The organism is Sinorhizobium prairiense, from assembly GCF_029201645.2.
In the GTDB taxonomy this organism is placed as follows: Bacteria; Pseudomonadota; Alphaproteobacteria; order Rhizobiales; family Rhizobiaceae; genus Sinorhizobium; species Sinorhizobium meliloti_A.
In genome coordinates, this window is sequence record NZ_CP104130.1 from 224,048 (window position 1) to 236,012 (window position 11,965).

13 protein-coding genes and 1 pseudogene are annotated in these 11,965 nt (G+C 61.2%); 10 read left to right on the forward strand and 4 right to left on the reverse strand.

From position 1 onward, the window contains the following. The first annotated feature begins 41 nt into the window (after positions 1-41). A complete protein-coding gene (locus N0Q91_RS01095; protein WP_275596340.1) occupies positions 42-842 on the forward strand; it encodes an SRPBCC family protein in 801 nt (266 codons plus the stop codon). 64 nt (positions 843-906) lie between these two features. Here N0Q91_RS01095 and N0Q91_RS01100 read toward each other — a convergent pair whose 3' ends face one another. From N0Q91_RS01100 to N0Q91_RS01115, 4 genes are read right to left on the reverse strand one after another with little or no spacing between them, the layout of a single operon-like run. Further along, positions 907-1,878 carry a branched-chain amino acid ABC transporter permease gene (locus N0Q91_RS01100; RefSeq protein ID WP_275596341.1) on the reverse strand — a complete coding sequence of 324 codons (972 nt, stop codon included), beginning with the start codon at positions 1,876-1,878 and terminating at the stop codon, positions 907-909. Positions 1,879-1,880: 2 nt separating this feature from the next. Next, on the reverse strand, positions 1,881-2,768 hold the full coding sequence (locus tag N0Q91_RS01105) for a branched-chain amino acid ABC transporter permease (RefSeq protein ID WP_275596342.1): 888 nt from the start codon (positions 2,766-2,768) through the stop codon (positions 1,881-1,883). A gap of 34 nt (positions 2,769-2,802) precedes the next feature. Then, positions 2,803-3,510, reverse strand: coding sequence for an ABC transporter ATP-binding protein (locus tag N0Q91_RS01110; protein ID WP_275596343.1), 708 nt, complete (start codon positions 3,508-3,510; stop codon positions 2,803-2,805). Next, a complete protein-coding gene (locus tag N0Q91_RS01115; RefSeq protein WP_275596344.1) occupies positions 3,503-4,261 on the reverse strand; it encodes an ABC transporter ATP-binding protein in 759 nt (252 codons plus the stop codon). Before N0Q91_RS01115 ends, N0Q91_RS01110 begins: the two co-directional genes overlap by 8 nt. A 268-nt stretch (positions 4,262-4,529) precedes the next feature. Here N0Q91_RS01115 and N0Q91_RS01120 point away from each other — a divergent pair, with 268 nt between their 5' ends. The 9 genes and pseudogenes from N0Q91_RS01120 (at position 4,530) to N0Q91_RS01160 (ending at position 11,866) form a co-directional block, all read left to right on the forward strand. Beyond that, a complete protein-coding gene (locus N0Q91_RS01120) occupies positions 4,530-5,738 on the forward strand; it encodes an ABC transporter substrate-binding protein (RefSeq protein WP_275596345.1) in 1,209 nt (402 codons plus the stop codon). Positions 5,739-5,831: 93 nt separating this feature from the next. Then, the gene (locus N0Q91_RS01125; protein ID WP_275596346.1) at positions 5,832-6,599 is read left to right on the forward strand and encodes an enoyl-CoA hydratase-related protein; all 768 of its coding nucleotides are present in this window, start codon (positions 5,832-5,834) and stop codon (positions 6,597-6,599) included. Positions 6,600-6,678: 79 nt separating this feature from the next. Continuing rightward, the gene (locus N0Q91_RS01130) at positions 6,679-7,434 is read left to right on the forward strand and encodes an SDR family NAD(P)-dependent oxidoreductase (RefSeq protein WP_275596347.1); all 756 of its coding nucleotides are present in this window, start codon (positions 6,679-6,681) and stop codon (positions 7,432-7,434) included. Between the two features lie 21 nt (positions 7,435-7,455). Then, a complete protein-coding gene (locus N0Q91_RS01135; RefSeq protein ID WP_275596348.1) occupies positions 7,456-8,982 on the forward strand; it encodes a class I adenylate-forming enzyme family protein in 1,527 nt (508 codons plus the stop codon). A gap of 25 nt (positions 8,983-9,007) precedes the next feature. Then, on the forward strand, positions 9,008-10,168 hold the full coding sequence (locus N0Q91_RS01140; RefSeq protein ID WP_275596349.1) for an iron-containing alcohol dehydrogenase: 1,161 nt from the start codon (positions 9,008-9,010) through the stop codon (positions 10,166-10,168). Beyond that, positions 10,168-10,611, forward strand: coding sequence for an acyl-CoA thioesterase (locus tag N0Q91_RS01145; protein WP_275596350.1), 444 nt, complete (start codon positions 10,168-10,170; stop codon positions 10,609-10,611). The genes N0Q91_RS01140 and N0Q91_RS01145 overlap by 1 nt, the downstream gene beginning before the upstream one ends. A gap of 47 nt (positions 10,612-10,658) precedes the next feature. After that, positions 10,659-11,024: pseudogene (locus N0Q91_RS01150) on the forward strand (adenylate kinase family protein). Further along, positions 10,957-11,271, forward strand: a complete 315-nt coding sequence (locus N0Q91_RS01155; protein WP_275596351.1) for an adenylate kinase family protein — start codon at positions 10,957-10,959, stop codon at positions 11,269-11,271. Before N0Q91_RS01150 ends, N0Q91_RS01155 begins: the two are co-directional and overlap by 68 nt. Before the next feature lie 241 nt (positions 11,272-11,512). After that, positions 11,513-11,866 (forward strand): acyl-CoA thioesterase, encoded by a 354-nt coding sequence (locus tag N0Q91_RS01160; protein WP_375341850.1) that lies wholly within the window; start codon positions 11,513-11,515, stop codon positions 11,864-11,866. Positions 11,867-11,965 lie beyond the last annotated feature (99 nt).

Genomic DNA, 11,965 nt, shown 5'->3' on the forward strand with positions numbered 1-11,965 from the left:
GGCGCAAGACGGATTTTTGATAGGAATAAGGAGGAAGTTCCATGGACATGACTGGCCAGCAGCACATTCCTGCAAGCAAAGAGGACGTGTGGAGCGCTTTGAACGATGTCGATGTGCTAAAAGTCTGCATCCCCGGATGCCAGGAACTGACGAAGTCGTCGGAAACGGAAATGTCGGCCGTTGCAGTCATTAAGGTCGGTCCGGTGAAGGCCAGGTTTCAGGGCGCGGTAACGCTTTCCGACCTCGATCCGCCGAACGGTTATCGCATCACCGGCGAAGGGCAGGGCGGCGTGGCCGGATTTGCGAAGGGTGTAGCGGACGTTCGTCTTGAGGCGGTGGAAGGCGGAACGGTCCTTTACTATACGGTCGACGCTCAGATCGGCGGGAAGCTTTCGCAGCTCGGCGGGCGATTGATCGACGCCACCGCAAAACAGATGTCGGGGCAGTTTTTCAAGCGGTTTGCCGAGGAGATTCTTGCCCGCCAGGGTGCCGGCCAATCGGTCGAGAGCGCGGCTGATGCCGTTGCGCGAACCTCCCCCGGAACGCAAGCGACCGCCGTCGCATCGGCCGGGGAGAACGCTGCCGGCGCCTCGAGCATGCGTGCCGCGCCCACGCCAGCGCCAGCCGCCGGTAATTCGCTCAGCCTGCCGGTTCTCGCAGCCGTCGTTTTCGCCGCGGTTGTGGTTGCGATGTGGGCGATTTATGGAGGATTACTTCCGAGCATTGCGCCGCCGGCTGACGGTCCAGGGCGCATTTCACCGGATATGGCGAGCGTTGTTCAGCTCGTCATGGCCGCAGCCATCGGATACCTGTTCGGGTCCCGCGCAAGGCGCGCAAGCTAAAGCCTATAATAAACCGGGGCCGAAAATCGGCCCCGGTAAATTTGCTTGCATAAGAAGACTTCCTTCAAGGCTTCGAACGCTCAAGCAGCGCCTTCAGCTCGCCGAATACTCCCCGCCTGAACATCATCACGCACACGACGAAGAACAGGCCGATGATGAAGGTGATCGGCAGGCCGCTCGTCGAAAGAAAGTGCTCCAGCCCGACAACAATGCTGGCGCCGACGATCGGGCCGATCAGCGTGCCCATGCCGCCGAGAAGAGTCATCAGAATGACTTCGCCGGACATGTGCCAGGTGACGTCCACGAGGGAGGCGAGCTGGAAGGCAATCGCCTTCAGCGCGCCGGCGAAGCCGGAGAGCGCGGCGGAAAGCGTGAAGGCGATCAGCTTGTAGCGTTCCGGCTTGAGGCCAAGAGAGGTGACGCGCGTTTCGTTCTCGCGAATGGCCGAAAGGATATGGCCAAAGGGCGAGTTCACCATCCGCCAGATGATCACGAGCCCAAGGACCGTTCCGCCCAGGACGGTATAATACATCGCGGTGATGTTGCGGAGATCGACGATCCCGAGAAGATAACCTCGCGGCACGGCCTGGATGCCGTCCTCGCCGCCGGTGAAGGGCATCTGCACCGCCATGAAATAGATCATCTGCGCGAGGGCGAGTGTGATCATCGCGAAGTAGATGCCATGGCGGCGAATGGCGAGCGTACCGAACGCAAGGCCGAGAAGCGCCGCAAAGGCAGTTCCCGCGAGCACGGCGAGTTCAACGGGAAGCTGCCAGACCTTGGCGGCGTGGGCGGTGATGTAAGCCGCGCCGCCGAAGAAGGCGGCGTGACCAAACGACAGAAGCCCCGCATATCCGAGAACGAGGTTGAACGCAGCCGCGAACAGCGCGAAACAGAGGATCTTGATGAGGAACAGCGGATAGATCGCCAGCGGCGCACCTATCATCAGCAGGACCGCGAGGGCGAGAAGGAAGCCTCCGGTCGTCCGTAGCCGGCGTGGGGCCTCAAGGGAAGAAATCATGGTTGTGCTGTTCATGATCAAGCCTCGCGGGAGAACAGGCCGGACGGCCGGATGAGAATGACAAGTACCATCACCACAAACACCGCAATGGAGGATGCCGCGGGATAGAATGTTTTGGTCAGCCCCTCGATGACGCCAAGCGCCAGGGCGGTGACGATTGCGCCGCCGATCGATCCCATGCCGCCGATGACGACCACCGCGAAGACGACGATGATGACGTTGGATCCCATGCCGGGGCTGACCTGATAGAGCGGCGCCGCCAGCGCTCCGGCAAAGCCTGCAAGGCCGACGCAGAACGCGTAGGTCAAGGTCAACATGAGCGGAACGTTGATGCCGAAGGCCTGGACCAGGCCTGGATTCTCTGTCGCCGCCCGCAAGTAGGCGCCGAGCTTGGTTCGTTCGATCGCCAGCCACGTGGCGATGCAGACAGCAAGAGAGGCGGCGATCACCCAGGCGCGGTACATCGGCAGGAACATGAAGCCGAGATTGATGCCGCCTGTCAGTGACGGCGGTATCGGATACGGCTTGCCCGCGGCGCCGAAGATATGCCGAAAGAGCCCTTCGAGCATCAGGGCGATGCCGAATGTGAGAAGGAGGCTGTAGAGGTGGTCGACCCTGTAGAGGCGCTTGAGAAACAACCGCTCCACGACGACACCCAGCGCCCCGACCATCAGGGGAGCGGCCATGAGTGTTTCCCAGTAGCCGAGACCGAGGGCCGACAGCAGCAGCCAGGCGGCGAAGCCGCCGAGCATGTAGAAGGCGCCATGGGCGAAGTTGATCACGTTCAGCATGCCGAAGATGATGGCGAGGCCGAGGCTCAGGAGAGCGTAGAAGGAGCCGTTGATCAAGCCGAGCAGCAGTTGCCCGAGTAGAACGGCAATTGGAACCCCGAAGATATCAGTCATCGGTTCTACCTATCTGAAAGGTGCGCGTCATGGATCAGACTCCGAGATATCTGTTCAGCCGGTCCATGTTGGCGTCGAGAGCGTTGTTTGGAATTTCATCGACGACCTTGCCCTGATCGAGGACGTAATGGCGATCCGCGATGGAGGCTGCAAACCGGAGGTTCTGCTCGACCAGGATGATCGTCATGCCGCGCTCCTTGAGGATGCGCAGGGCAGCGCCGATCTCTTCGATGATCACGGGGGCGATGCCTTCGGTCGGCTCGTCGAGCAGGATAAAATCGGCGCCCGTCCGGAGAATCCGGCCAATGGCTAGCATCTGCTGTTCGCCACCGGAAAGGCGGGTTCCCGATGTGCTGTCCCGCCCTTTCAGGTTCGGAAAGAGCGCGTAAATCTCGTCGTTCGCTATACCGCCTGCCTGCCATGCCGGCGGAAACAAGAGGTTTTCCAGAACGTTGAGCGAGGAGAAGATGCCGCGTTCTTCCGGTACATAGCCAATGCCGAGGCGCGCAACCTTATGCGGTGCGATCTTCAGGAGGTCCGCACCCTTGTAGATGCAGGCGCCGCGCCGTTTCACGACAATGCCGATGAGACTGCGCAAGGTTGTCGTCTTGCCAGCGCCGTTGCGGCCTATAAGCGTGACGACTTCGCCTTTTCGTACGTCGAAGTCGATACCATGCAGCACATGGCTTTCGCCGTACCAAGCCTCCAGGCCCTTGACGTCGAGGAGGGGTGCCTCAGCCATGGCTGCCTTCCATATACGCCTTGCGGACTTCGCTGTCGGCGGAGACCTCCGAGTAATTCCCTTCCGCAATCACCTCTCCGCGGCGCAATACGGTGATGCGGTCCGAAAGGTCGGAGACGACGCCGAGATTGTGTTCGACCATCAGCACCGTTCGCCCCTTTCCGACGCTGCGGATCAGGGCGGCCGTCCGGCCGATGTCCTCCGTGCCCATGCCGGCCATCGGCTCGTCGAGAAGCAGGACCTCGGGGTCGAGCGCCAATGTGGTTGCCAGTTCGAGGGCACGTTTTCGCCCGTAGGACAGTTCGGCGGCTTTTGTCTGCGCCCGGTCGGCAAGGCCGACGCTGTCGAGTAATCTTGCCGCCTCCTCGTCGAAACGGCGGAGTGTCGCGTTTGAACGCCAGAACGCAAATGTTTCTTTTGCGCGGGCCTGCAGTGCGACCCGGACATTCTCATGGGCGCTGAGGTGCGGGAAGACGGATGAAATCTGAAACGACCGCACGAGACCCATGCGTGCGATGTCGGCGGGCGCCATTTGCGTTATGTCGCGATCCTTGAACAGGATCTGCCCACCGCTCGGCGACAGGAACTTGGTCAAGAGATTGAATAAGGTGCTCTTGCCGGCGCCGTTCGGTCCGATCAGCGCATGGATCGTGCCCGCGCGGATCTTCAGGTCGACATTCTTGACGGCGACGAAGCCGCCGAAGGAGCGCGTCAAAGCGCGCGCCTCGATGATGGGTGCGGTGTTCAGCACGATTCCTCCAATGCCGACTTTCTCATTCTCCGGGCAGGCGCCGAATGGGCCGCCCGCCTTCCCACTGTCCAGTGTCGGCATGATCAGGAAAACACACAAAGTCTAATAATGCAAGCTTGTGCTTTGCGAAAAAGTCTGCTTATCTTGCCGCATAAAGCCTGTTGTGTCGCAAACTCTTCAAGAGGCGCAGCGCAACCATAGTATGATAACGCAAGTTTCAATGGCGTTCTGGGAGGAGCTCAGCGCGCCGAGATCGGGAGGAAGAGCAATGAACAATAGACTTTTGCTGATGTCGTGCGTCGCGGCTGTCGGAGCCATGACCATATCCGCCGGGGCGCAGGATGGCGCGCCTGTTCGCATCGGCGTGCTGACCGATGTCAGCGGCCAGTTCTCGCATGAGGCGGGCGAGGGGGCGATCACCGCCGTGAAGATGGCGGTCGAGGATTTTGGTGGCAAAGTTCTCGACCGGCCGCTCGAAGTCGTTGTGGCCGACCATCAGAACAAGCCAGAAGTGGCGGTGTCCACGGCGCGCGAATGGTATGAATCGCAAGGCGTGACAATGATCAACAACCTGATCAATTCCGGCATCGCGCTGGCAGTCACGCAGGTCGCGAGGGATGAGGACAGGATCGCGATCGTCAATGGATCCGGCTCGTCCCGCCTGACGAACGACGGCTGCACGCCCAACAGCATCCATTATTCCTACGACACCTACGCGCTTGCGAACGGAACCGCCAACCAGCTGATCTTGCAGGGCTTGAAGAACTGGTTCTTCCTGACGGCCGACTATGCGTTCGGCCATGCGCTGGAGGCCGATGCGACGCAGATCGTCAAGGGCAATGGCGGCGAGGTCTCCGGCTCCGTGCGATATCCGATCGAGACCTCCGATCACAGCGCCTTCATGCTGCAGGCACAGGCTTCGCCGGCGCAGGTCGTCGCCATGGCGGGATCCGGTACGACCTTTGTCAATGCGGTGAAGTCCGCGGCCGAGTTCGGTCTTGCGGCATCCGGCAAAACGGTTGCGGGCTTGCTCGTCTGGGATACCGACGTTCATTCGCTCGGCCTCGAGACCGCGCAGGGCATGATCCTAACGAGCGCCTTCTACTGGGATCGCGATGATGCGACGCGGGCGTTTTCCAAGCGTTTCGAAGAGCGCGTCGGCCGCCCGCCTCATATGGGCGATGCAGGAGATTACTCTTCGACCATGCACTACCTGAAGGCCGTCGAGGCTGCCGGCACGACGGATGCCCAGAAGGTCATGGCGAAGATGCGCGAGACGCCGATCAACGACTTCTTCGCAACGAACGGCAAAATCCGCGAGGATGGCCGGATGGTGCACGATATGTATGTCTATCAGGTCAAGACGCCGGCCGAATCCAAGGGTGAGTGGGACATCCTGAAGCTCGTCACCACCATTTCGGGCGACGATGCTTTCCGGCCGCTTTCGGAAAGCCAGTGCCCGCTCGTGAAGAACTGACGCAAACAGCGCCCGGCGACGGCGCCGGGCGCATCTCCGTGCAGGGGACTGGTGCGCGTATCGGCATCCCAACGGCAGTCCGAGGGCAGGCAAATGAGCGATATTCTCGTTGAAAGCAACGGCGGGGTTGCGGTGGTCACCTTGAGCCGCCCCGGGCATAGAAATGCCGTTACCTATGCAATGTGGCGGCAGCTCGCGGAGCTGTTCGGCGCCTTCGACCGGGAACCGTCGGTGCGGTCGATCATCCTGACGGGTGCCGGCGCCGATTTCTCGGCTGGCGCCGACATCAGCGAGTTTGACGCGGTGCGCGATGGGCTCGAGGACAGCAAATCCTATGAGGTTGCAGTCGATGCCGCGGGAGACGCGATCTACCAGGTGTCCAAGCCGACGATCGCTGCCCTGCGGGGATATTGTCTCGGTGGTGCGGCGCATCTTGCCATGTCCTGCGATTTCCGGATCGCGGAGAATAATGCGGTCTTCGGAATTCCAGCGGCCCGCTTGTCGATCGTCTACGGGGTCTCCGCAACTCGCAAACTCTATGCGCTCGTCGGGGTGACGGAAGCAAAGCGCATCCTCTTCTCGGCCCGGCGCTTCGATGCCGGGCAGGCTCTCGATATCGGCTTCATCGATCAGGTTGCGGATAGCGCTTTGGCTGCCGCGCATGACCGGGCCGCAGAGCTGGCGGAAAACGCCCCCCTCACGATTGCGGGCGCCAAGTTCATTCTCAACGGTTGCGCGCGCGGGACGCTGGATCACGCAGCGGCCGACAGGCTGATTGACGAGGCAAGCGCGAGCCACGACTACATCGAAGGCCGGCAGGCTTTCAAGGACAAGCGTCCGCCCCGATTTCTCGGAAAATGACTCGACATCGCCCCCCGTGAACGGGGCGCAACAGATCGCGCTGCGCTGCAGCCGCCAGACCTATCAAGGAGATCGTGAAATGCAGACCAATTTAAATGGCAAGGTGGCGCTGGTGACCGGCGGCGGCAGGGATGTCGGCGGAGACATCGCCCGGTCTTTCGCCGCGGAAGGCGCCATCGTTGCCGTGAACTATAGCCGGTCGCAGGCCGAGGCGGAGACGGTGGTTGCTTCGATTAAGGCCGCCGGCGGAAAGGCGAGGGCGTACAAAGCCGATATCAGCGATAACGATCAGGTCAAGGCGATGGTCGCCGCCGTCAAGGACGACTTCGGCACCGTCGATGTGCTGGTCAACAATGCCGGATATGTCAAATATCAGCGGTTTGTAGACTCGACCCCTGAAGAATGGAAGAAGCAGATCGATGTGTGCCTCTACGGCGCGATCAATTGCTGCCACGCCGTTGCACCGCTGATGATCGGCCAGAATTCCGGCCGCATCATCAATCTCGTCGGGGACAGTTCCCGCATTGGGGAAGCCAATCTCGCGCTCGCCGCGGCCGCGCGTGGTGGCACGATCGCGCTCGGCAAATCGCTGGCCCGTGAATTCGGCCGAAACAACATCACGGTCAACACGGTTTCGCTCGGCCTGATCGAGACCTCCCATTCCGATCCGGAGTTTCTCGAGAAGAACCGTGAGAAGATCGTGAAGGCCTATCCTTTGCGCCGCATCGGCAGGCCCGATGACGTGGCGCCGATGGTGACCTTCCTGGCGTCCGAGGCATCGTCCTGGGTGACCGGCCAAGTGATCAGTGTCAACGGCGGTTTTTGCATGGTCTAACCGGAGGAGCGGGAGGATAACATGATACACTTCGAGCTTATCGCGCCGGTTGGAGCAATCCTTCGACGGAATGCGCGCCTGTATCCCGGGAAAACGGCCTTCGAGGACAGGAGGCGGTCGGTTTCCTATGACGCCCTGGACCGTGAGACCGACGAGCTCGCGTCCCGCCTGGTTGCGCTGGGTCTCAGGAAGGGCCAGGCCGTCGCGATCTTTCTGCCGAATTCAGTGAACTGGGTCGTCGCTTGCCTTGCCGTCGTGCGGGCGGGAGGGACCGCAGTTCCGGTGAGCATCGAGGCGACCGAGGCCGAAATCGCCTACCGCATCGGCGATGCGGAATGCGTGTTCCTGATCATGCCGACGGAAAAGCAACCTGTGGTGGACGCGCTGCTGCAGCGCTCTGACAAACCGCCCGTCGTGATTGCCGCGAACGAGGAGACCGGCTTTGGCGCGGCGGGGCGGGCGGATGCATTCGAGGATGACCAGGACATCGATCGCGCGGCGTTCATTGTTTATACATCCGGCACAACGGGCCAGCCCAAGGGCGTCCTGCTGTCGGTGCGCTCCATGCTCTGGGTGGCGGCGGCATGCTGGGCGCCGATCGCAGGGTTGAACGAGAACGACATCGTGCTCAACACCCTGCCGCTCTACCACTCCTATGCCCTCAACATCGCGGTTCTCTCCATCATCGCGACGGGCGCGAGCGAATATATCATGGAGAAGTTCTCGACCTCTCAGGCGACGGAACTGCTTAGGACGGGCCGCTTTACGTTCATGCCGGGGGTCCCGACGGTCTTCCACTATTTCCTGTCGGCCTGCCAGGCCAGCGGAGAAAGGCTGCTTTCATCCGTCCGCCTTTGCGTCTCCGCGGGGGCGATCATGCCGGGAACGCTGAACAGCGACTTTGAAGCGTTTTTCGACGTTCCGCTTCTGGATGGTTACGGCATCACCGAAACATCGACGATGGTGACCATGAACTGGCCCGGGAAATGGCGTGTTCCTGGTTCCTGCGGGCTGCCGGTCCCGGGCCTCACGGTCCGTCTGGTCGACCCGAAAACGGGTGTTGATGTGCCGGCGGGAGTGGAGGGCGAACTGATCTGCAAAGGTCCGAACCTGATGCAGGGTTATCACAATAAGCCGCTGGAGACGGAAAAAGCCGTCGTCGACGGATGGTATCATACCGGCGATCTCGCAAAGTCCGATCTCAACGGTTTCCTCACGATCACCGGCCGCCTCAAGGAACTGATCATCCGCGGAGGGCAGAACATCGCGCCGGCCGAGGTCGAGGAGACGATCCTTCTGCTGCACGACACGGTCATGGACTGCGCGGTGATCGGGATGCCTCACGCCATGTTGGGAGAGGTCCCCGTCGCCTGTGTCGTCGTCAAGGAAGGGCAGGCCTTCGATCAGGAGGATCTGATCCGGCACTGCAAGGCGCGTCTTTCTCCTTACAAAGTTCCCGACCGCGTCTACGTCGTGGCAGAGATCCCGCGAACGGGATCGGGAAAAATCTTGCGGGTCAAACTTCGCGAAAGCCTGCCTGCGGCGTGACGTAGGAAAGGCACAGGAGAGAACCATGAATCAATTTGTGTTCAGTACGACAAGTCAGGTCGTCTTCCGCCCCGGCGCCGCGGCCCAGATTGGCGGACTGCTCGGCCCCAAATTTGGCGAGCACATCCTGTTCGTCACCGATGGCGGTCTCAGAAGGCTTGGCCTGTGCGACGCCGCGCTCGCCTCCCTCTCGGGATCGGGAATTGCGGTCACCCTATTCGATGCGGTCGAGGCCGACCCGTCGCTGACGACGGTCGAGGCCGCGGTAGAGGTGGCGAAAGCTGCGGGCGTGACAGGCGTGATCGGCTTCGGCGGCGGTTCGTCGCTGGATGTGGCGAAGATCGTGGCGCTCCTCTGCGGCTCGGGCGAAGATATCGATGGCGCATGGGGCGTCGGCAACGCCAAGGGACCTCGGCTGCCGTTGGCGCTCGTGCCAACGACGGCCGGAACGGGCTCGGAGGTGACGCCGGTCTCGATCATCACGGTGGGTGGTGATGAGAAACGCGGCGTTTCATCGCCGATCATCCTGCCTGACGTCGCGATCCTCGATGCAGATCTGACCCTTGGGCTTCCGCCGCCGATCACGGCCGCCACCGGCATCGACGCAATGGTGCATGCCATCGAGGCCTATGCTTCCAGAAACGCGAACAACAATCCGCTCTCCAGGATGCTGGCCCGGCAGGCGCTCCAGTTGCTGGGCGCGAATATCGAGAAGGCGGTCTTCGACGGGAAAGATCGGGCGGCGCGCGGGGCGATGCTCCTCGGCGCCATGCTGGCGGGCCAGGCTTTCGCCAATTCGCCGGTCGCCGCCGTGCATGCGCTCGCCTATCCGATCGGCGGGACCTTCCATATTCCGCACGGGCTTTCCAATGCGCTCGTGCTTCCGCATGTCTTGCGCTTCAACGCGCCGGTGGCCGCCTCCGTCTACGCCGAAATCGCCGCTGATGCCTTTCCGGCTCTCTCTTCTGAACAGAACTTCCAAGAACGTTGCGCGGGATTTGTCGAGCGTCTAGCCGAACTGTCGACGAGCCTCGGGCTGCAGCCTCGGTTGCGCGACGTGGGCATCGGCGAAGAGCACCTCGCCGGAATGGCGCGCGATGCGATGAAGCAGACACGGCTGCTCGTGAACAATCCCCGGGACGTGACCGAGGCGGATGCCCTCTCCATCTACAAGGCGGCTTGGTGATGACTGAACGCACGGGACCCGGCAGGCGATTCGACTACAAGGTGTTTCGGTATATCGGAACGCGCTGGTCGGACAACGACGCATACGGGCATATGAACAATGTCGTCCACTACAGCCTCTTCGACAGCGCGGTGAATGGCTTCCTCATCGAAAGCGGTGCGCTGGACATCAAAGGGGGAGCAGAGATCTTCCTCGTCGTCGAAACAGGGTGCCGCTACCATACGGAAATGGCCTTCCCGGACGTGGTTGCCGCCGGCATCCGTGTCGCCAGGCTCGGAACGTCGTCAGTCCGCTATGAGATTGGCCTCTTCCGCAACGATGACGAGACCGCGGCGGCCGAGGGCTATTTCATCCATGTGAATGTCGACCGCATGGTGCGGCGGCCAGTGCCTTTCGGAGATGTGGCAAGACGGGTGCTTGAGCCGCTGCTTGTCGAAACATGAAGGCCGTCGGCAATGGAGAGCAAATACATGTGCAGGGGGATTTGACTATGGTGAACCTCGTTCTTCTCGGGCCTCCCGGTGCCGGCAAAGGCACGCAGGCTGAGCGCCTCGTGCGAGATTACGGCCTCTTGCACATCTCCACAGGTGATCTCCTGCGCAATGCAATCAAGGCGGAAACCCCGCTCGGCCGAAAAAGCGAAAGCGGCGGTCGATGAGGGAGACTTGTTCCAGACCAAGTTGTCGTAAGCCTCGTGGAGGAGCGGCTAATCGACAAAGAGCCCGGCCAGGGATTCATTCTGGACGGTTTTCCGCGAACAGTTGCACAGGCAGGCGCTCTGGAGCAGCATGCTCCAGAGCATGCAGGTGCCACTCGATCACGTCATCCTGTTCGATGTTCCTCTAAGCCTCCTTGAAGAGCGGATTGCCAAAAGAGCCGAAGAGTCGCGCGCCACAGGCGCGCCGCCGCGTTCGGATGACAGCCCGGAGGTCCTGAAGAAACGAGTGGAAGAGTTTGTGCGCGCGACGGCGGCGTTGTCGCCATTCTATGAGCAAAAAGCACTTCTTGGTCGGGTTGATGCATCGGAAGACATCGAACGCGTTGCAACTCAGATCCGGGATTTCTTGGAGCTAGAGCCAAGGCCCCATCAGCGGCAACCCTGAGCGCGTATATGTTTGCGATGGCTTCTTGTATTCATCCCTTAGGATGGCTCCGGGCTTTTGTCCTCGTGACTGAAGTCTGACATCCTGCGCCACGTCTGCGCATCTCTCGTCGACGAAGTTCCAGTTGTCCTTGTTGCGTCGGCCGAGGTCCGAGAAGGGGAAGCTCGGTCGAGGACAAACCCTGCCTTCAACAATGTTGCATCAAGCGGCGTTGGGGGCCGACCGCACGCGTGACGGCCAATTGAGCAGGGTGGAGGAGACATGGACGCGCAGCGACGCGGAGATGACCTTCCCGGACGTGGTCACCGCTGACATCCGTGTTGCCAGACTCGGAAATTCATCCGTCCGGTATGAAATCGGACTCTTTCGAAACGACGAAGAGACCGTGGCGGCCGAGGACTTTTTCGTCCATGTGAACGTCGACCACCTGGCGCGGCGTCCCGTGCATTTCGGGCATGTCGCCAGACGCGTGCTTGAGCCGCTGCTGGGCAGCGATGTGTTCCATAACCGCCAAGGTGGGCTGCTTGGCAAAGAGGCCCGGGAATTGGCGGAGCGGTTCGCCAGTGCCGCTAAGGACATCAAAGGACTATTGTAACCTCCCAACAGCACGCAGGCCAAGGCGTAGTCGTCCGTGAACTATCCGTACGCCTCTGATAACGTTCGCTGGTCTTTTATGACGCCGTCGGCAAAGCCA